This is a genomic window from Methylocella sp., assembly GCF_044226135.1.
GTDB lineage: Bacteria > Pseudomonadota > Alphaproteobacteria > Rhizobiales > Beijerinckiaceae > Methylocapsa.
Genome location: NZ_JBGAHM010000051.1, coordinates 1 through 17,574 on the forward strand (window position 1 = coordinate 1; position 17,574 = coordinate 17,574).

Genomic DNA, 17,574 nt, shown 5'->3' on the forward strand with positions numbered 1-17,574 from the left:
TTCCGCAGCACCTCCCGCAAGGCCCGCCTCTATTCGATCGCGCTCGACCCCGCCGCGCATGGGCGCGGCTATGGCCGTCTCCTGCTCGCGGCGAGCGAGGAGGCGGCGCGGGCGCGCGGCGCGCGGACGCTCAGGCTCGAGGTCCGCGACGACAACGCGCGGGCGATCCGGCTCTACGAACAAGCCGGCTATGGCGCTTTCGGCCGATATGAGGATTATTATGAGGACGGCGGCGGCGCGATCCGTTTTGAAAAGCCGCTGTAAGCGCATTTGAGCAGGCCGCCGGCGGCCCGCGCCGCCCGGGCGCCTCACGAACGTCGCCCCGAAGCGCCGTCTGGCGGTCGCGAAGACATGAAATGATTGATTGCTGACGTGATTTTATAGTTGATGATCGCTTGTGAGCGGCCGCGGCGCGTCATGTCGTCGCGTTCGGCCGTCGGCGCCGGAGTTTCGCCGCGCGCCGGTCTTGCGAACCCTTCCTTGCTGGGGAATGGAACGTGAAGCTTATCGTTAAAACCATTCTCGACGCGCCGGTCGACACCGTTTATTCGGCGCTGCGCCAGCCCCGGCTGCTCGATCATGTCGCGGCCCCGGTCATCGCCTTCACGCCGGAGGGGGAGACGACCACCGTCTGGCCCGAGGGCGCGCGGCGCTACCGGATGCGCTTCTTCGGGGTCGTGCCGATCGGCTGGCAGATCATCGACGTGAGCTTCGCCGAGTCGCGCGCCGGCGAACGCCTGATGCGCGACCGGGGCTCCGGCGCGCTGGCGCGGCGCTGGGCGCATCTGTGCGTGCTCGCCGCGCTGCCTGGCGGACGCACCGCCTTCCGCGACGAGCTCGACGTCGGCGCCGGACTGCTGACGCCGTCGGTCTGGCTGTTCGCGCGCTGCTATTACCGGCATCGCCAGCGCCGGCTGCGCCGGCTCGCGCGCGCGGGCTTTCCGGGTTATGTGTGAGCGTCGGGGTCAGGTAGACGCCTCGCTCATGTTTTAGGGCTCGGCCCCGGCCGCAGCCGCGCGAGGTCGAAACCCTCGACGTCCTGCAGAAATTCGACGAAGGCGGTCGCGCCATAATCGGCGCAGGCCTCCCCCTTGCGCGCGCTCGCGGCCGCGGCGTCGCCCATCGCGCCCGAGGGCGACAGGTCCTGGCTCATCCAGCCGAAGCCGGTCGGCCGGCCGACGCGCAGCCAGTTGAACTCGTTTTCGATCGCGACGCTTTCGGGCGTGAACGTCTCCGCCTCCTCCATATGCGCGAGATCGGGCCTGAAGCTCAGCATCAGCGAGGTTTCGACGTCGCCCGCGTGAATTCCATGGGTTTTCTCCTCCTCGGGAAAGAGCCCGTCCGGCGCGCCGAAGCGGCTCCATGAGGCCATCGCCACGAACAGGCCGAGACGGGCCCGAAGGTCGTGCGCCATGATCGTCAGCAGCGCCGAATTGCCGCCATGGGAGTTGAGCAGCACCAGCTTGCGGCAGCCTGACCGCGCCACGCATTCGGCGATCTCGGTCCAGGCCGCGAGCGCCGCCTTCGCCGAGAGGCCGAGCGCGCCCGGAAACGCCATATGCTCCGGCGAGACGCCGCAGCTCTGGGTCGGCAGGAACAGCACGGGCAGGTCGGGCGGCAGGCGCTCGATCGCGCGCGCCAGATAGCCCTCCATGATGAAGACGTCGACGCCGACCGGCAGATGCGGCCCATGCTGCTCGACGGCCGCAAGCGGCAGCACGGCGACCACCGCGCCCATGTCGGCGCGCGCGAAATCGGTCCAGCACATCTCGGTCCAGAAGCGGGTGGGAAGCATGGCCCTGCGTCCTTGAGGCGCCGCCGCCGGCGCGCCTGCGCCAGGCGCCGCGGGCGCCCGCGGCGCCAAGCATAGCCGTTTGCGGCGCGTTTCGGGAGCGGGCGAATGGCGACGCCTGCGCCGCCTCCCGCGCCGGAGCCGGAGAGGACCGGCGGCCGCGCCGGACCTGAGGCGCAATTTTCAATACTACAATTAAATTTCCCACTTTCAATTTGACGGCGGTCTTTCGCGGCCGGGAAATTCGCGCCGCCGGGCCGGCCCGCCACGGCGAAGGCGGCGCGCGGCGCCGTAGAGTTGCGAGGTGGACTTGCGTCGCGCTTGCGCTAGTTTGACGCGACTTCAACGCCGCCCCGAAAGAACCCATGCCCGCACAAGCCCGCTACGACGTCGTCGGCCTCGGCAACGCCATCGTCGACGTCATCGCCAGAGCCGACGACGATTTTCTCGTCCTTCACGATCTGCGCAAGGGCGGCATGACCCTGATCGACGAGGCGCGGGCCAGATCGCTTTATGCGGCCATGGGCCAGACCACCGTGGTTTCGGGCGGCTCGGCCGCGAACACCATCATCGGGCTCGCGAGCCTCGGGCGCAGCGCCGCCTTCATCGGCAAGGTCAAGGCGGACGAGCTCGGCGAGATGTTCGCCCATGACATCCGCGCCGCGAACGTGGCGTTCTCGACCGCGCCCGCGGGCGACGGCGCCTCCAGCGCGCGCTGCCTGATCGTGGTCACGCCCGACGGCCAGCGCACCATGAGCACCTATCTCGGCGCCTGCCAGAATCTCTGCGTCGACGACATCGACGCCGAGATGGTCGCAGACTCCCGCGTGGTCTATCTCGAAGGCTATCTGTGGGATCCGCCCGCCGCCAAGGACGCGTTCCGCAAGGCCTCGCGGATCGCGCGGGCCGCCGGCCGGGAGACGGCGCTGTCGCTCTCCGACGCCTTCTGCGTCGACCGTTACCGCGACGAATTCCTGGAGTTCATGCGCTCCGGCGGGGCGCAGGTCATCTTCGCCAATGAAAGCGAGCTGCATTCGCTCTATGAGACCGCCGATTTCGCCACGGCGCTCGCGGCGCTGAAGGCCGAAGGCGTGCTCGGCGTCGTGACGCGCTCCGAAAAGGGCTGCGTCGTCGTGCGCGGCGACGCTGTGGTCGAGGTCGACGCCTTTCCGGTCGAAAGCGTCGTCGACACGACCGGCGCAGGCGATCTTTTCGCCGCGGGCTTTCTCGCCGGCTACACGCAGGGCCGCGCGCTCGGCGACTGCGCCCGTCTCGGCGCGCTCGCCGCGGCCGAGATCATCCAGCACATCGGCGCGCGGCCGCAGACGGATCTGCGCCGGCTCGCCGGGCAGAACGGGCTTGCGGCTTGAGCCTCGCGCGTCTGGCGACTCTTGGGAGGAACGGCATGGGCCTCGCGCCGCTGCATGAGATCGAAGCTCTGGGCCTCGCCTCGGGCCACGCCGACGACGCGCTGACGCGCCTTGGCCTGCGCGTCTGCGAACTCGCCAGCCAGAGGCTCGTCGACGTCGACGACGCGGCCCGCGTCTATGACGGCTGGAGCGCCGGCCGCTACGCCAACGGCCGCAGGGCGCAGCGCTCCGAGCCGCCCGAAAACCGCGAGATGGAGATCCGCAACCTCATGGCGCTGATCGAACTCGGCGCCAAGCGCAAGCTCGCCGGCGTGCAGACGCTGCGCCGCATGCTGGCGCTCCATGACGCCGGGGCGCGCGAGCGCGCCGACGGGCTCGAAGAGGAGCATGGCCGCTACGCCTGCCTCGTCGAGACGGCGCGCCGTCAGCTCGCGAAAGGCGCCGGCATGCTGACCGACGCGGAGCTTCGGAGCGTTCTCGGCCGGTGAACCGCGCCGCCGCCATGCGCATCACCGAACGTTTCGCCTCGCGGCGGCTCTCCCTCAGGCCGCCCTTCCTGTCGCCGGCGCCGACCCTCGTCTTCGACCGGCTGATCAGCCTCGGCGGCGCCTGCGAGACCGCGTTCCAGGCGCGCCGCCTCGCACGGTCCGGCCGCGCCTATCCGTTCGACTGGTGGATCGCGCCGCTCGACAGCGTGGCGATCGCGCTCGACCATGGCCCCGCCGCCTGCTTCGCGCCCGAACATCTCCTTGCCGTCGCCGATTACGGCGGCGCGCCGGCGCTCTATTCGCGCCTGTCGCAGACCGTGCATCTGCATGAATTTGCGAAAGGCGAGGATGTTCTGGCGCTTGCGCCCGACGCGATCGCGGCGAAGCTCCAGCCCAAATATGAGGCGCTCGGCGCAAGGCTGCGCGACGATTGCGCGCAGGGCGCGACGCTGTTCCTGCGCCAGAGGCTCGGCGACCGCGACCCCTCGGGCGCGGCGCTCGAAGCCGCGCTCGACGCGCTCATGGAGCGGCTCGGCCGGCTCTCGAACGACTGGCGCCTGCTGCTCCTCGACTATGAGCCCGCAGCGGCGCGCCCGAATCTCCTTCAGGGGCAGGCCGAACGGCTGCGCGACGCCAACGACCTTGGCTCGCGCAAGGGCTGGACCGCGCTGTTCCGGCGGCTCGGGATCGCCTGCCGCAGGGCGGAGCGGCGCTTTTCGATCGAGGATCTGCGCGCCTCTTTCTCGCCGCGCCGCTGAGCGCGAACGGGCGCGCGCCGAAACGCCGGAAGACAAACGCCCGGCGCGTGGCCGGGCGTCAGGATCGGGCGAGCGGAGGGCGCGAAAGCTACTCCGCGGCGCGCTTGAAAAATTCCGGGAAGGTGCAGCGCGCCTCGGCTTCCGACATGCCGCCGGGCATCGCCGCCATCATCGCCTGGGCATGCTCGGAATGGACATGCTCCGGGTGACGGTCGCGGCGGAATTCGACGATCTTGGGCTCTTCGACGAAGGGCAGCTTCAGGGTGGTCCAGACGTCGACCATGGCCTCGACGAGATGCGCGACATGGGCGTCGCCATGCATCGGGCTCGGCGTGATGCGCAGCCGTTCCGTGCCGCGCGCCACCGTCGGATAGTTGATCGGCTGGATATAGATGGCGTGGCGCTCGAGCAGCAGGTCGGTCGCGGCCTTGCACAGCTCGGCGTCGCCGACGAGCACCGGCACGATATGCGAGGCGTTCGGCATCACCGGCAGGCCGGCGGCCGACAGCGCATGCTTGGTCAGCGTCGACTGGCGCTGGTGGCGGGCGCGCAGCTCCGCGCCTTCGGCCTGCTTCAGGAGGCTCACCGCCGTGCGCGCGGCGGTCGCCACCGCCGGCGGCAGCGAGGTCGTGAAGATGAAGGAGGGCGCATAGGAGCGCACCGCGTCGATGATCGCCGAATCGCCCGTGATGTAGCCGCCGAGCGTGCCGAAGCCCTTGGCCAGCGTGCCCTCGATGACGTCGATGCGATGCATGGCGCCGTCGCGCTCGCCGACGCCGCCGCCGCGCGCCCCATAGAGGCCGACGGCGTGCACCTCGTCCATGTAGGTCATGGCGTTGTAGCGCTTGGCGAGGTCGGCGATGGCGTTGATCGGCGCGATGTCGCCGTTCATCGAATAGAGGCTCTCGAAGACGATCAGCTTGGCGCGCGATTCGCCCGCCTCCCTGAGCAATTCTTCGAGATGGGCGAGGTCGTTGTGGCGGAAGATGCGGCGTTCGGCCTTTGAGCGGCGCACGCCCTCGATCATGGAGTTGTGGTTGAGCTGGTCCGACAGGATCAGACAGTCGGGCAGGATGTCGCCGATGGTCGAGATGGCGGCGAGGTTCGAGATCCAGCCCGAGGTGAAGACGAGGCCCGCCTCCTTGCCGTGGAGGTCGGCGAGCTCGGCCTCGAGTTCGACGATCGGATGCGTGTTGCCGGAGATGTTGCGGGTGCCGCCGGCGCCGACGCCATGGGCCGCGGCCGCGGCCTGCATCGCCTCGATCACTTTGGGGTGGCGGCCCATGCAGAGATAATCGTTGGAGCACCAGACGGTGACGTCGACCTGGGGAAGGCCGTCGCGGCGCCAGACGGCGCGGGGATAGGCCTCGGCGTCGCGGGCGAGATCGGCGAAGACGCGGTAGCGCCGCTCGCCCTTCAACTTCGAGATCGCGTCGTCGAAGTAGCGCCGGTATTCCATAGGCTGCGTTCCCTTCTGATCCGGACCTTGGCCTCGATGGTCGGATCGGATCCGCTCAAGGCTCGTGACTCAGGCGCCGGTTGGCGACCTTTGTAACCTTTCCAAAGAGCCTATCGCAAGCGCCGCATCGCGTCTTCGACGCAGATCAACTCCAGCGCGCGCCGTCTCATGAAGGCTCGGTCCCGCCGGGCCGCCCGGCCGCTCTCCCAGCGTCGACGCGTCGCGCAATACGCTTTGGAAAACGCTCTAAAAGCTTGGCGGCGAAGCGGAAAACATGCGACTGATCGGCGGGCTCCGCGAGTTGATTTAGGCTCGTTCCAACCCGCGGTCAATTTTCTCGGGCTTTCCAAGTTGTCGCAGATGCGCGTCCTCGTCACCGGCAGCGCCGGATTTATCGGTTTCCACATGGCCTCCCGGCTGCTCGCCGAAGGTCATGAGGTTTTGGGCGTCGACGGCTTCACGCCCTATTACGATCCGGCGCTCAAGGAGCGCCGCGACGCCATCCTGCGCGAGAATCCGCGCTTTTCGAGCCGCCGACTGACGCTCGAGGACATGGACGCGCTCAAGGCCGCCTATGGCGAGGGCTTCGACGCGGTCTATCATTTCGCGGCCCAGGCCGGAGTGCGCTACAGCCTCGAAAATCCGCGCGCCTATCTCGACGCCAATCTCTGCGGAACCTTCAACCTGCTCGAACTGATGCGCGCCGCCCCGCCGCGCCACGCGCTGATGGCCTCGACCTCCTCGGTCTACGGGGCCAACGCCAAGATTCCCTTCGAGGAGACCGACCGCGCCGACCATCCGCTGACCCTCTACGCCGCGACCAAGAAGGCCAATGAGGAGATGGCGCACGCCTATGCGCATCTGTTCAGAATTCCGGTCACGATGCTGCGCTTCTTCACGGTTTATGGCCCGTGGGGGCGCCCCGACATGGCGCTGTTCAAATTCGTCGAGGCGATGAGCGAGGGCCGCCCGATCGACGTCTACAATCACGGAAACATGAAGCGCGACTTCACCTTCGTCGCCGATCTCGTCGAGGCGATGGCGCGGCTGCTGCCCGTCGCCCCGCCCGCGCCCGACGCGCGGGACGGCGCGCCGCTCTCCTTCGACAGCCTGTCGCCGGTCGCGCCCTTCCGCGTCGTCAACATCGGCGCCGAGCAGCCGGTCGGCCTGCTCGACTTCATCGCCGCGATCGAGGCCGCGACCGGGCTTGAAGCGAAGCGCAACCTGCTCGACATGCAGCAAGGCGACGTGCCGCTGACCTACGCCTCGACGCGGCTGTTGCGCGCGCTGACGGGCTTCAGGCCGTCGACGCCGGTCGCCGAAGGGGTGAAGGCGTTCGTCGAATGGCGGCGCGCCTACGCCGCCGAGCGCGAGGGAACGCGCGCCACCGCTTGATCCTGAACAAGGCCGCGCGCGCGATTTGCGCTTTTCTCGCGGCGTCTTTCTCTCGCAACCGCCGGCGCCCCTCCCCTTCATCTTCGCCATGTCGTTTTCGCCATGTCGTTTTCGACATGTCATTTTCGCCATTTCGTTCGCGTCGCCCCGGAGCGCCGCCGCCTGAGGTTTCAACATGCTGCACATCGACCTTCCGACCCGCGCCGAAATCGAAAAGCTCGCAGGCTATCGCGGCTCGCCCGCGGTCTCGATCTATCTGCGCACCACGCCGCTCAGCCAGGACGCCAAAGCCGACCGCATCGAGCTGAAAAACCTGCTGAAGTCGGCGGTCGCCGAAATGGCCGGGGCCGGCGTCGACAAGCGGTCGATCTGGCCGATCGAGGAAAGCGTCGGCGCCCTTGTCGACGACGACGACTTCTGGGCCTATCAGGCGAACAGCCTCGCGGTCTTCGTCACGCCCGAGCGCGTCAGGACCTTCCGCCTGCCAAACAGGCTCGCGAACGTCGCGGAAGTCTCCGACCGCTTCCTGCTGAAGCCGCTGATCCGCTCGACCACCTTCCCGCATGACGCCTATGTGCTGGCGATCGGCGTCGGCGCGACGCGCTTCGTCGAGATTTCCGCCGACCTGCCGCCCCATGAGGCGAAGGTTGCGGGCATGCCGAAAGACGCCAACGCCGCGATCGGCCGGCGCAGCCATCTCGAGCGCTCGGGCGACATGCAGAGCGGCGAGGGAACGAGCGAGAACGCTTTGCTGACCCGCTATTGCCGCGCCGTCGACGAGGCGCTGCGGCCGGTGCTCGCCGGCCATGAGCGCCCGCTGATCGTCGCGGCCTCCGAGCCGCTCGCCTCGATCTTCCGCGGCGTCTGCAGCTATCCGCATGTCGCCGAAGAGGTCATTCCCGGCAGCCCCGACCATACGCCCGAGCATGAGCTTTCGACCGCGGCCCGCGCGATTCTCGACAAGATCTACGCCGGCGAGATCAAGGCGCTTTCCGACCTCTTCGCGCAGCGCGCGGCGCAGGGGCGCGCCACCGGCGACGTCTCCCAGGCGGCGAGGGCCGCGACCTTCGGCGCGGTCGACACGCTGATCGTCGACATGGACGTCGTGCTTCCGGGAACGGTGGACGAGGAGACGGGCGAGGTGACCTTCGCCCGGTCGGCCGACGCCGTGAACTATGGCGTCGTCGACGAGATCGCGCGCCGCGCGCTCGAGACCGGCGCGAAGGTGCTCGCGGGACGGCGCGCCGACATTCCGGGCGGCGGCGACCTCGCCGCGATCCTGCGCTACGCGTTCTGAACACGCGCCGCGCGTTCTGAAACAGGCGCGCCGTCGCGACGGCGACGCCGTGGGAGGGAAACAGGATGGACGACATCGATCCGACGCGCCGCCATCTCGGCCGGCTCGCCGCAGGAAGCGCGGTCTCCGGCGCGCTCGCCGCGCTCGCGCTTTCGACGCGCCCGGCCGCAGCCTATCAGGGCAACATGGAGCGGGCCATGGGCTCGCTCTATGAGGCGCTGGCCTCGCTGCGCGAGGCGACGCCGAACAAGGGCGGCCACCGCGAGCGGGCGCTGGAGCTGATCCAGCAGGCGCTCAACCAGGTGCAGTCCGGCATCGAATGGGCCGACGAGCACGGCGGCGGGGGACGGTAGCCCCCGAGCGGGCGAAGGCGGGCCCGTCCGCTGCGCAGGCGGCGGGGGGAGCCGTCGCGCGATTCCGCGCCCCACCGGTCAGCCGAACGGGTCGGCGGGGCGCGTCGGGCTGACGGCCTGCGCCGGGACGACGCGGCGCGCTATTTCCAGGTCACGAACATGCCGACGTCGCCCGGAAACCCGTTGGGCCAGTCGATGATCATCGCCTTCAGCCCATAGCCGAGCGGCTGGAGGTGCTCTTTCCAGAAATCGTAAATCTGGCGCGGGGCGCCGACCAGCGTGTCGGGCCAGTCGTCTTCCGGCAAATTGACGGCGCGGCCGTGATCCTTGCACATCTGCGAGGGGAAACGGATGACGATGAGCTCATGCTCGCCGCGCAGCGCGGCGTCGCGCAGGCGGCTTTTGAAGGTTTCGAGCTTTTCATGGGTGAGCTCGATCGGCTCCATAAGCTTCTCGATCAGATCATGCCGCGCCCTGGCGACCTCCTCGATGGCCTCATGGGCCTGCGCGGCCTTGGCCGTCTCGACCCTCTCGACATAGGATTTAAGGTCGGCGACCGACATGAAAGCCTCGTCGCCATGGGCCGCGTCGTTCCGTCCGCTCATCCGTGTCTCCGCTTGCCTCGCCAGGCGCCCCGGCCGCCGCGCGCCGCGCGTCAGTCGGTCCGGCGCGGATCGTCGGCGCCGCCGTCGTCGAGCCCGAACAGCCCGTCCCGTCGCCGCCGGCAGGATCGGCCTTTTCGCCCATCCGACGCGCCGGCGCGCCTGAAAAGATCGTGAGCCTCGCTCCCGCCGAAGGAGCGGCGCGGCGCGAACGGCCCGGGTTTTGACGGATCGCCCGGAATCGCCGCTCATCCCACAGGCGCGCCCTTCGCGCCGAGGAGACGCGCGGGGGCTGCGCCTGTCAAGCGATCGGTCACCCGTCCATCTTCAGCGCGGCGATGAAGGCTTCCTGCGGGATCTCGACCTTGCCGAACTGGCGCATCTTCTTCTTGCCGGCCTTCTGCTTCTCAAGCAGCTTGCGCTTGCGGGTGGCGTCGCCGCCGTAGCATTTGGCGGTCACGTCCTTGCGCAGCGCGCGCACAGTTTCTCGCGCGATGATCTTGCCGCCGATCGCCGCCTGGATCGGAATCTGGAACATGTGCGGCGGGATCAGGTCCTTGAGTTTTTCGACCATCGCCCTGCCCCGCATCTCGGCGCGGTCGCGATGCACCAGCATGGAGAGCGCGTCGACCGGCTCGGCGTTGACGAGGATCGACATTTTGACGAGATCGCCGGCGCGATAGTCGGTGATGGCGTAGTCGAAGCTGGCGTAGCCCTTCGAGATCGACTTCAGCCGGTCGTAAAAGTCGAACACCACCTCATTCAGCGGCAGGTCATAGACCGCCATGGCCCGCTTGCCGACGTAATTGAGGTCGACCTGCACGCCGCGCCGCTCCTGGCACAGCTTCAGCACCGCGCCAAGATAATCGTCGGGCGTGAGGATGGTGGCGCGGATCCACGGCTCCTCGATGGTCTCGATCCTGGTCGGGTCCGGCATGTCGGCCGGATTGTGCAATTCGACCGTCTCGCCGTCGCGCTGGACGATGCGGTAGACGACGGAGGGCGCGGTGGCGATGAGGTCGAGGTTGAACTCGCGCTCCAGACGCTCCTGAATGATTTCGAGGTGCAGCAGGCCGAGAAAGCCGCAGCGGAAGCCAAAGCCGAGCGCGGCCGAGCTCTCCATCTCGTAGCTGAAGCTCGCGTCGTTGAGGCGCAGCTTGCCCATGGCCGCGCGAAGGTCGTCGAAATCGGCGGCGTCGACCGGGAAGAGCCCGCAGAACACCACCGGCTGGGCCGGCTTGAAGCCCGGCAGCGGCTGCGCGCAGGGCCGGCGTTCGTCGGTCACCGTGTCGCCGACGCGGGTGTCGGCGACCTGTTTGATCTGCGCCGTGATGAAACCGACTTCGCCGGGGCCGAGCTGCGCCACGTCCTGCATCTTGGGCCGGAACACGCCGATGCGGTCGACCTCGTAGCGGGCGTCGGCGCCTATCATGAGAATTTTCTGGCCCTTGCGCAGGGTTCCGTCGACGATGCGCACCATGACCACCACGCCGAGATAGGCGTCATACCAGCTATCGACCAGCAGCGCCTTGAGCGGCGCGGCCTCGTCGCCCTTCGGCGGCGGCAGGCGCTTGACGATGGCCTCGAGCACGTCGCCGATCCCGAGTCCGGTCTTGGCCGAAATCAGCACGGCCTCGGAGGCGTCGAGGCCGATCACCTCCTCGATCTGGGCCTTGACGCGCTCGGGCTCGGCCGCCGGCAGGTCGATCTTGTTGAGCACGGGCACGATTTCATGGCCGGCGTCGAGCGCGTGATAGACGTTGGCGAGCGTCTGCGCCTCCACCCCCTGGCTCGCGTCGACGACAAGCAGCGAGCCTTCGCAGGCCGCGAGCGAGCGCGAGACCTCATAGGCGAAGTCGACATGGCCGGGCGTGTCCATGAGGTTCAGGACATAGGTCTCGCCGTCCTGCGCCTTGTAGTCGAGCCGCACCGTCTGGGCCTTGATGGTGATGCCGCGCTCGCGCTCGATGTCCATGGAGTCGAGCACCTGCTCGACCATCTCGCGCGCGGCGAGGGTTCCGGTCTCCTGGATCAGCCGGTCGGCGAGCGTCGATTTGCCATGGTCGATATGCGCGACGATGGAGAAATTGCGGATATTCTGGATGGGGTGCTCGGCCATCTTTGCGAGATAGCAGGCGGGGGCCGCGAAGAAAAGAGACGCGGGCCGCGCGAGGGATTTACTTCCCGCCCGCAGGACCGGGGCGTTCCTGGCGCCGGCGCATCCGACCGTGCGGGCCGGGGCTCATCCGCCGCGCGGATGGGCGGAGCGATAGGCGTCCGCGAGCCGCGTCGCGTCGACCGCGGTGTAGATCTGCGTCGTGGAGAGCGAGGCGTGGCCGAGCAGCTCCTGGATCGCGCGCAGGTCGCCGCCGCGCGAGAGCAGATGCGTGGCGAAGGAATGGCGCAGCGCATGCGGCGTCGCGGTCGGCGGCAGGCCGAGCGCGCCGCGCAGCCGCGCCACCGCGAGCTGCAGGACGCGCGGCGAAAGCGGCCCGCCCCGCGCGCCGACGAACAGGCTTCGCTCCGGCGAAAGCCCATAGGGGCAGAGCGCGAGATAGGCCTCGATCCCGCGCCGCACGGGAAGAATCACCGGGATTTCGCGCAGTTTGCCGCCCTTGCCGAGGACGCGCGCCGTGTCGCGGTCCCCGACCGGGGCCTCGCCCCGCGTCAGGCCGAGCGCCTCCGAGATGCGCAGCCCCGCGCCATAGAGAAGCCCGAGCGCCGCGGCGTCGCGCGCCGCGATCCAGGGCTCGGCGCCGTCCTCAGCCAGCGCCTGCGGTTTTGTCATGGCGCAGGCCGCGGCGGCCGGCAGCGCCTTGGGCAGCCGGCGCGGCGCCTTGGGCGCGTGAACCGCGTCGAACACCGCCGCCTGGCCAAGCCCGCGCCGCTGCAAAAAACGCGCGAAGGAGCGAAGCCCGGCAAGCTGGCGCAGAAGCGAACGCGAGCCGACGCCGCCCGCCCGGCGCGCCGCCATGAAGGCGCGAACATCGGCCGCCCGCAGATCGCGCAGGGTCGCGAGCGCGGGCGCGCCACCGAAATGGACGGCGGCGAAGGCGAGAAACTGGCGCAGGTCGCGCGCATAGGCCTCGAGCGTAAGGCGCGAGGCGCGGCGCTCCGCGCGCAGGGCGACGATCCAGGCCTGCGCTTCGGCCGCGAGTTCGGGCGTGGCCGGGGCGAAGGCCGGCGCGTCGAGACGCGGGGCGAGGGCCGCGGCGGCGTTTTCGGCTGGCGGGAAACTCATGCGGCGAGTTTCGCCGCAACGCCTTGCCCCAAGCTTAACGCCGCGCGCTTTGACGCCCCGGAGCTGAAGCCCCAGATCTGAAGGCCGGCGCCTGAGGCCCGAAGGCGCGGCTCAGACGCCGGCCCTGATCTCGGCGACGGCCTCGGCGAGCAGTTCGTCGGCCTTGACCTTGAGCTGGTGGTCGGACAGCGTCACGCCTTTGGCGGCGAGGTCCGCCTTGACGAGCTCCACGGCTTTCTCGGCGCCGCCGTCGACCTCGGCCTGCACGACCCGCGCGGCGTAGGCGTCGGCGTCGGCGCCGCTCTTGCCGAGCTTGCCGGCGATCCACAGCCCGAACAGGCGGTTGCGCCGCGCGATCGCCCTGAAGCGCACCTCCTCTTCATAGGCGAGCTGAGATTCGAAAGCCTTTTCTCTCTTGTCGAAAGTGGTCATAGGCGGTTCGTCCCGGATGCGGCGGCCAGTCGCCGCCTTCGCCCTTCCAAGTTAGCAGCCTTTGCGGCGAACGTCATGGCGCGGCGTGCGGAAGTTGACCGAAGGCGGCGGGACGCCGCCGCCGCGGCGCGGCGCAAGCCCCGGGCAAGCTCCGGCGCACGTTTCTCTGTATCCGGAAGCGGATGTCTGCTAAAAAGCGGCTGTCGTCTCCGTTTGAAGAGGGAATCGCTTCAGTCTCGCCCCGCGCTTTCAGATTATGTCGCGCCGCGCTGTCAGCTGCGGCCGATGGCGGCTTTTTGCTTGACTTGTCTCTTGACGGCAAAAGCGTGTAAGACGCGCCAGACACGCGGCTTCGCCCTGCGCCCGACTTCACGCCCTCGGCGTTCGACGAGACCCGCCATGGAGACCCGCCATGCGCAGCCATGGAGGTCGGACATGGGTCGTCCCGGTCCGCACGCGGCGAGGGATGTCCCAAAGGAGCCACGCCGCCAATGGATCCTCTCAAGCCACGGTTAATCCCAATGAATCGCCGCCGGCGCATCTATGAAGGCAAGGCCAAGGTGCTCTACGAAGGGCCCGAGCCCGGCACGCTCATCCAGCATTTCAAGGACGACGCGACCGCCTTCGACGCCAGGAAACACGAGGTGATCGACGGGAAGGGCGTCCTCAACAACCGCATTTCCGAGTTCATCTTTCAAAATCTCAACGACATCGGCGTGCCGACGCATTTCATCCGACGGCTGAACATGCGCGAGCAGCTGATTCGCGAACTTGAGATCATTCCGCTCGAAATCGTCGTGCGCAACGTCGCCGCCGGCTCGCTCGCCTCCCGCCTCGGCGTCGAGGAAGGCACCCAGCTGCCGCGCTCGATCATCGAGTTCTACTTCAAGAACGACGAACTGCACGACCCCATGGTGTCGGAGGAGCACATCACCGCCTTCGGCTGGGCGAGCCCGCAGGAGATCGACGACATCATGGCGCTCGCCATCAGGGTCAACGACTTCCTGACCGGCCTCTTCCTCGGCGTCGGCATCCGCCTCGTCGACTTCAAGATGGAGTGCGGCCGCCTCTGGGAAGGCGACATGATGCGCATCGCCGTCGCCGACGAGATCTCGCCCGACTCCTGCCGGCTGTGGGACATCAAGTCGAGCGACAAGCTCGACAAGGACCGGTTCCGCCGCGATCTCGGCGGCCTCGTCGAGGCCTATAGCGAGGTCGCGCGCCGCCTCGGCATCCTGCAGGAGAACGAGCAGCCCCGCGCCGCCGGGCCGAAGCTCGTGCGCTGACGACCGGCTTCGCCGCCGGCCCGTCCGGCGGCGCGCCGCAACGGCGGAGGCTTCGGCCTCCGTTTTCGTTTCCGACCCGAGGCGAAACCGCCCGGGCACAGAGAGGCCGCGATGAAAGCCCGGGTCTTCGTCACCTTGAGGAACGGCGTGCTCGACCCCCAGGGCAAGGCCATTGAGGGCGCCCTCAGGGCGCAGGGCCTCGACGGCGTCGAAAGCGTGCGCCAGGGCAAGCTGTTCGACGTCGAGCTCGCCGCGGGCGACCGCGCCGAGGCCGAAGCCCTGCTCAAGGCCGCCTGCGAAAAGCTTCTCGCCAATCCGGTGGTCGAGGATTTCAGGGTCGAGATCGTCTGACCCGCCCCGCCGCGTCAAACCGCCTTCGCAACCGCCCGACGAGACCCGCCCGATGAAAGCCGCCGTCATCCTGTTTCCCGGCTCGAACCGCGAGAAGGACGCAGCGCGCGCGCTGAGCGCGCATGGCGAGGCGCGCGTCGTCTGGCATGGCGAAAGCGCGCTTCCCGCGGGAACCGACCTCGTCGTCCTGCCCGGCGGCTTTTCCTATGGCGACTATCTGCGCTGCGGCGCCATCGCCGCCCACGCCCCGGTCATGGCCGCCGTGCGCGCCCACGCCGAGCGCGGCGGGCTCGTGCTCGGCGTCTGCAACGGCTTCCAGATTCTGGTCGAATTCGGCCTCCTGCCGGGCGTGCTGATGCGCAACGCCGGCCTGCATTTCATCTGTCGCATGCAGCATCTGCGCGTCGAGCGCGCCGACACGCCCTTCGCCTCGGCCTATGCGCCGGGCCAGACGATCGAGGTCGCCATCGCTCATGGCGAGGGCAATTACGAGGCCGACGCCGAGACCCTGCTACGGCTCGAGGGCGAGGGCCGCGTCGCCTTCCGCTATTGCGACGGCGCCGGAAACGTCACGGACGACGCGAACCCCAACGGCTCGGCCAACAACATCGCCGGGATCTATTCGGAGCGCCTCAACGTGCTCGGCATGATGCCGCATCCCGAAAACCTGATCGACCCGCTGGTCGGGGGGACCGACGGACGCGGGCTTTTTGCGAGCATGGACGCATGGTTCAAAGCGGCGTGATCGCTTTTTTGGCCCCGTTTCGCGGCGTCGGCGACGCCGGCTGCGGCAGGGCGGCTCGCCGGCGCGGCCCGCCGCGCGCAACATCCGGACGCATGACGTGAACGCCAGCAACCCTCAGGCGCGTCGCCCCGCCGAACCCGAAGCGACCCCCGCGCTCGCCGTCGCGCACGGGCTGAAGCCGGACGAATATGAGCGCATTCTCGCGCTCATCGGCCGTGTCCCGACCTTCACCGAGCTCGGAATCTTTTCGGCGATGTGGAACGAGCACTGCTCGTACAAATCCTCGCGCCTGCATCTGCGCAAGCTGCCGACGAAAGCCCCCTGGGTCATTCAGGGGCCGGGCGAAAACGCCGGCGTCATCGACGTCGGCGACGGCGAGGCCTGCGTCTTCAAGATGGAGAGCCACAACCACCCCTCCTACATCGAGCCGTTTCAGGGCGCGGCGACCGGCGTCGGCGGCATCCTGCGCGACGTCTTCACCATGGGCGCGCGCCCCGTCGCCTGCCTCAACCTTCTGCGCTTCGGCGCGCCGGCGCATCCCAAAACCCGGCATCTCGTCGCGGGCGTGGTCGCCGGCATCGGCGCCTATGGCAACAGCTTCGGCGTGCCCACCGTCGGCGGCTCGACCTGTTTCGATTCGGGCTATGACGGCAACATTCTCGTCAACGCCATGGCCGTCGGCGTCGCGCGGGCCGACGAGATCTTTTACGCCAAAGCGACCGGCGTCGGAAATCCGATCGTCTATCTCGGCTCCAAGACCGGGCGCGACGGCATCCATGGCGCGACCATGGCCTCGGCCGCCTTCGAGGCCGACGCCGAGGAGAAGCGCCCGACCGTGCAGGTCGGCGACCCCTTCACCGAAAAGCTGCTGCTCGAGGCCTGCCTCGAACTGATGGCGACCGGCGCGGTCATCGCCATCCAGGACATGGGCGCGGCCGGCCTCACCTCCTCGGCGGTCGAGATGGGCGCCAAGGGCGATCTTGGCGTCGAGCTCGACCTTGACGCCGTGCCCTGCCGCGAGCCCGGCATGAACGCCTACGAGATGCTGCTCTCCGAAAGCCAGGAGCGCATGCTGATGGTGCTCGACCCCGAAAAGGCCGAGGCCGCCAAGGCCGCCTTCGTCAAATGGGGCCTCGATTTCGCGGTGATCGGGCGCACCACCGACACGCTGCGCTTCGTCGTGAAACACAGGGGCGAGGTCAAGGCCGACCTGCCGATCAAGGAGCTCGGCGACGCCGCGCCGCTCTATGACCGCCCGCATGCGGAAACGCCCAAGCCCGCCGTTCTCGATCCGGCGGGCGTGGCCGCGCCCTGCCCCGACGCCGAAGCGCTGCTGCGATTGCTGGCGACGCCCGACCTCTGCTCGAAGCGCTGGATCTACGAGCAATACGACCATCTCATCCTTGGAAACACGGTGATTAGGCCCGGCGGCGACGCGGCGCTGGTGCGGCTCGGCGACGGGCCGAAAGGCCTGGCGCTGACGACCGACGTCACCGCGCGCTATTGCGCCGCCGACCCGGTCGAAGGCGGAAAACAGGCGGTGGCCGAGGCCTGGCGCAACATCACCGCGGTCGGCGCGCAGCCGCGCGCCGTGACCGACAATCTCAACTTCGGCAATCCCGAGCGGCCCGAAACCATGGGCCAGTTCGTCGGCTGCCTCAAAGGGATCGGCGAGGCCTGCCGCGCGCTCGACTTCCCGATCGTCTCGGGCAATGTCTCGCTCTACAATGAAAGCGCCGGCAAGGGCATCCCGCCGACGCCCGCGATCGGCGGCGTCGGCGTGATCGAGGATGTGGCGAAGGCCGCGACGCCCGCCTTCAAGGGCGAAGGCGACGTCATCTTCGTCGTCGGCGAAACGTCGGGCTGGCTCGGCCAGTCGGCCTATCTGCGCGACCTCTGCGGACGGGCCGAGGGCGCGCCGCCGCCCGTCGACCTTGCGGCCGAACGCCGCAACGGCGATTTCCTGCGCGGGCTCATTCTCTCCGGCGCGGGGCGCGCGGCGCAT

General features: G+C 68.8%; 18 protein-coding genes. 12 read left to right on the forward strand and 6 right to left on the reverse strand.

Annotated elements, in window-relative coordinates:
• Both ACILRB_RS14965 and ACILRB_RS14970 read left to right on the forward strand, forming a co-directional pair.
• Positions 1-264: GNAT family N-acetyltransferase (locus tag ACILRB_RS14965; RefSeq protein WP_395667095.1), on the forward strand; the 264-nt coding region annotated here is incomplete at its 5' end.
• Between the two features lie 233 nt (positions 265-497).
• Complete coding sequence (locus ACILRB_RS14970) at positions 498-956, forward strand: hypothetical protein (protein ID WP_395667096.1); 459 nt, start codon at positions 498-500, stop codon at positions 954-956.
• 26 nt (positions 957-982) lie between these two features.
• Here the strand turns inward: ACILRB_RS14970 and ACILRB_RS14975 are convergent, their stop codons facing one another.
• Positions 983-1,795: a creatininase family protein gene (locus tag ACILRB_RS14975; protein WP_395667097.1), complete on the reverse strand. Its 813-nt coding sequence runs from the start codon at positions 1,793-1,795 to the stop codon at positions 983-985.
• A 362-nt stretch (positions 1,796-2,157) separates the two neighbouring features.
• Between ACILRB_RS14975 and ACILRB_RS14980 the strand changes: the two genes are divergently transcribed.
• From ACILRB_RS14980 to ACILRB_RS14990, 3 genes are read left to right on the forward strand one after another with little or no spacing between them, the layout of a single operon-like run.
• Positions 2,158-3,162, forward strand: coding sequence for an adenosine kinase (locus ACILRB_RS14980; RefSeq protein ID WP_395667098.1), 1,005 nt, complete (start codon positions 2,158-2,160; stop codon positions 3,160-3,162).
• Positions 3,163-3,197: 35 nt separating this feature from the next.
• Positions 3,198-3,650, forward strand: a complete 453-nt coding sequence (locus tag ACILRB_RS14985) for a hypothetical protein (protein ID WP_395667099.1) — start codon at positions 3,198-3,200, stop codon at positions 3,648-3,650.
• Complete coding sequence (locus ACILRB_RS14990) at positions 3,647-4,408, forward strand: DUF1796 family putative cysteine peptidase (protein ID WP_395667100.1); 762 nt, start codon at positions 3,647-3,649, stop codon at positions 4,406-4,408. Before ACILRB_RS14985 ends, ACILRB_RS14990 begins: the two co-directional genes overlap by 4 nt.
• A gap of 88 nt (positions 4,409-4,496) precedes the next feature.
• Here the strand turns inward: ACILRB_RS14990 and hemA are convergent, their stop codons facing one another.
• Positions 4,497-5,867 (reverse strand): 5-aminolevulinate synthase, encoded by a 1,371-nt coding sequence (gene hemA / locus ACILRB_RS14995; protein WP_395667101.1) that lies wholly within the window; start codon positions 5,865-5,867, stop codon positions 4,497-4,499.
• 360 nt (positions 5,868-6,227) lie between these two features.
• Here hemA and ACILRB_RS15000 point away from each other — a divergent pair, with 360 nt between their 5' ends.
• The 3 genes from ACILRB_RS15000 (at position 6,228) to ACILRB_RS15010 (ending at position 8,912) form a co-directional block, all read left to right on the forward strand.
• Entirely contained in the window at positions 6,228-7,262 is a 1,035-nt protein-coding gene (locus ACILRB_RS15000; protein WP_395667112.1) for an NAD-dependent epimerase/dehydratase family protein, read from the forward strand.
• A 175-nt stretch (positions 7,263-7,437) separates the two neighbouring features.
• A complete protein-coding gene (locus ACILRB_RS15005; protein WP_395667102.1) occupies positions 7,438-8,559 on the forward strand; it encodes a hypothetical protein in 1,122 nt (373 codons plus the stop codon).
• A gap of 65 nt (positions 8,560-8,624) precedes the next feature.
• On the forward strand, positions 8,625-8,912 hold the full coding sequence (locus tag ACILRB_RS15010; protein ID WP_395667103.1) for a hypothetical protein: 288 nt from the start codon (positions 8,625-8,627) through the stop codon (positions 8,910-8,912).
• 140 nt (positions 8,913-9,052) lie between these two features.
• On the opposite strand, the gene ACILRB_RS15015 is transcribed toward ACILRB_RS15010, so the two are convergent.
• The 4 genes from ACILRB_RS15015 to ACILRB_RS15030 all read right to left on the reverse strand — a co-directional run bounded on the left by ACILRB_RS15015 (position 9,053) and on the right by ACILRB_RS15030 (position 13,187).
• Positions 9,053-9,517 carry a hypothetical protein gene (locus ACILRB_RS15015; RefSeq protein ID WP_395667104.1) on the reverse strand — a complete coding sequence of 155 codons (465 nt, stop codon included), beginning with the start codon at positions 9,515-9,517 and terminating at the stop codon, positions 9,053-9,055.
• Between the two features lie 310 nt (positions 9,518-9,827).
• Positions 9,828-11,633, reverse strand: coding sequence for a translation elongation factor 4 (lepA, locus tag ACILRB_RS15020; RefSeq protein WP_395667105.1), 1,806 nt, complete (start codon positions 11,631-11,633; stop codon positions 9,828-9,830).
• A 123-nt stretch (positions 11,634-11,756) separates the two neighbouring features.
• Positions 11,757-12,755, reverse strand: a complete 999-nt coding sequence (locus ACILRB_RS15025) for a tyrosine recombinase XerC (protein ID WP_395667106.1) — start codon at positions 12,753-12,755, stop codon at positions 11,757-11,759.
• Between the two features lie 111 nt (positions 12,756-12,866).
• Entirely contained in the window at positions 12,867-13,187 is a 321-nt protein-coding gene (locus ACILRB_RS15030) for a DUF1476 domain-containing protein (RefSeq protein WP_395667107.1), read from the reverse strand.
• Between the two features lie 491 nt (positions 13,188-13,678).
• On the opposite strand from ACILRB_RS15030, the gene purC reads away from it, so the two are divergent.
• The 4 genes from purC to purL form a co-directional block, all read left to right on the forward strand.
• The gene (purC, locus tag ACILRB_RS15035) at positions 13,679-14,473 is read left to right on the forward strand and encodes a phosphoribosylaminoimidazolesuccinocarboxamide synthase (protein WP_395667108.1); all 795 of its coding nucleotides are present in this window, start codon (positions 13,679-13,681) and stop codon (positions 14,471-14,473) included.
• 111 nt (positions 14,474-14,584) lie between these two features.
• Positions 14,585-14,824: a phosphoribosylformylglycinamidine synthase subunit PurS gene (gene purS, locus ACILRB_RS15040; RefSeq protein ID WP_395667109.1), complete on the forward strand. Its 240-nt coding sequence runs from the start codon at positions 14,585-14,587 to the stop codon at positions 14,822-14,824.
• Positions 14,825-14,876: 52 nt separating this feature from the next.
• Complete coding sequence (gene purQ / locus ACILRB_RS15045; protein WP_395667110.1) at positions 14,877-15,569, forward strand: phosphoribosylformylglycinamidine synthase subunit PurQ; 693 nt, start codon at positions 14,877-14,879, stop codon at positions 15,567-15,569.
• A gap of 97 nt (positions 15,570-15,666) precedes the next feature.
• Positions 15,667-17,574: phosphoribosylformylglycinamidine synthase subunit PurL (purL, locus tag ACILRB_RS15050; protein ID WP_395667111.1), on the forward strand; the 1,908-nt coding region annotated here is incomplete at its 3' end.

Coding starts and splice junctions, on each gene's coding strand:
- ACILRB_RS14975 (WP_395667097.1), bottom strand. CDS start 1,795: ATGCTTCCCACCCGCTTCTGGACCGAGATGTGCTGGACCGATTTCGCG.
- ACILRB_RS14980 (WP_395667098.1), top strand. CDS start 2,158: ATGCCCGCACAAGCCCGCTACGACGTCGTCGGCCTCGGCAACGCCATC.
- ACILRB_RS14985 (WP_395667099.1), top strand. CDS start 3,198: ATGGGCCTCGCGCCGCTGCATGAGATCGAAGCTCTGGGCCTCGCCTCG.
- hemA (WP_395667101.1), bottom strand. CDS start 5,867: ATGGAATACCGGCGCTACTTCGACGACGCGATCTCGAAGTTGAAGGGC.
- ACILRB_RS15000 (WP_395667112.1), top strand. CDS start 6,228: ATGCGCGTCCTCGTCACCGGCAGCGCCGGATTTATCGGTTTCCACATG.
- ACILRB_RS15005 (WP_395667102.1), top strand. CDS start 7,438: ATGCTGCACATCGACCTTCCGACCCGCGCCGAAATCGAAAAGCTCGCA.
- ACILRB_RS15010 (WP_395667103.1), top strand. CDS start 8,625: ATGGACGACATCGATCCGACGCGCCGCCATCTCGGCCGGCTCGCCGCA.
- ACILRB_RS15015 (WP_395667104.1), bottom strand. CDS start 9,517: ATGAGCGGACGGAACGACGCGGCCCATGGCGACGAGGCTTTCATGTCG.
- lepA (WP_395667105.1), bottom strand. CDS start 11,633: ATGGCCGAGCACCCCATCCAGAATATCCGCAATTTCTCCATCGTCGCG.
- ACILRB_RS15025 (WP_395667106.1), bottom strand. CDS start 12,755: ATGAGTTTCCCGCCAGCCGAAAACGCCGCCGCGGCCCTCGCCCCGCGT.
- ACILRB_RS15030 (WP_395667107.1), bottom strand. CDS start 13,187: ATGACCACTTTCGACAAGAGAGAAAAGGCTTTCGAATCTCAGCTCGCC.
- purC (WP_395667108.1), top strand. CDS start 13,679: ATGGATCCTCTCAAGCCACGGTTAATCCCAATGAATCGCCGCCGGCGC.
- purS (WP_395667109.1), top strand. CDS start 14,585: ATGAAAGCCCGGGTCTTCGTCACCTTGAGGAACGGCGTGCTCGACCCC.
- purQ (WP_395667110.1), top strand. CDS start 14,877: ATGAAAGCCGCCGTCATCCTGTTTCCCGGCTCGAACCGCGAGAAGGAC.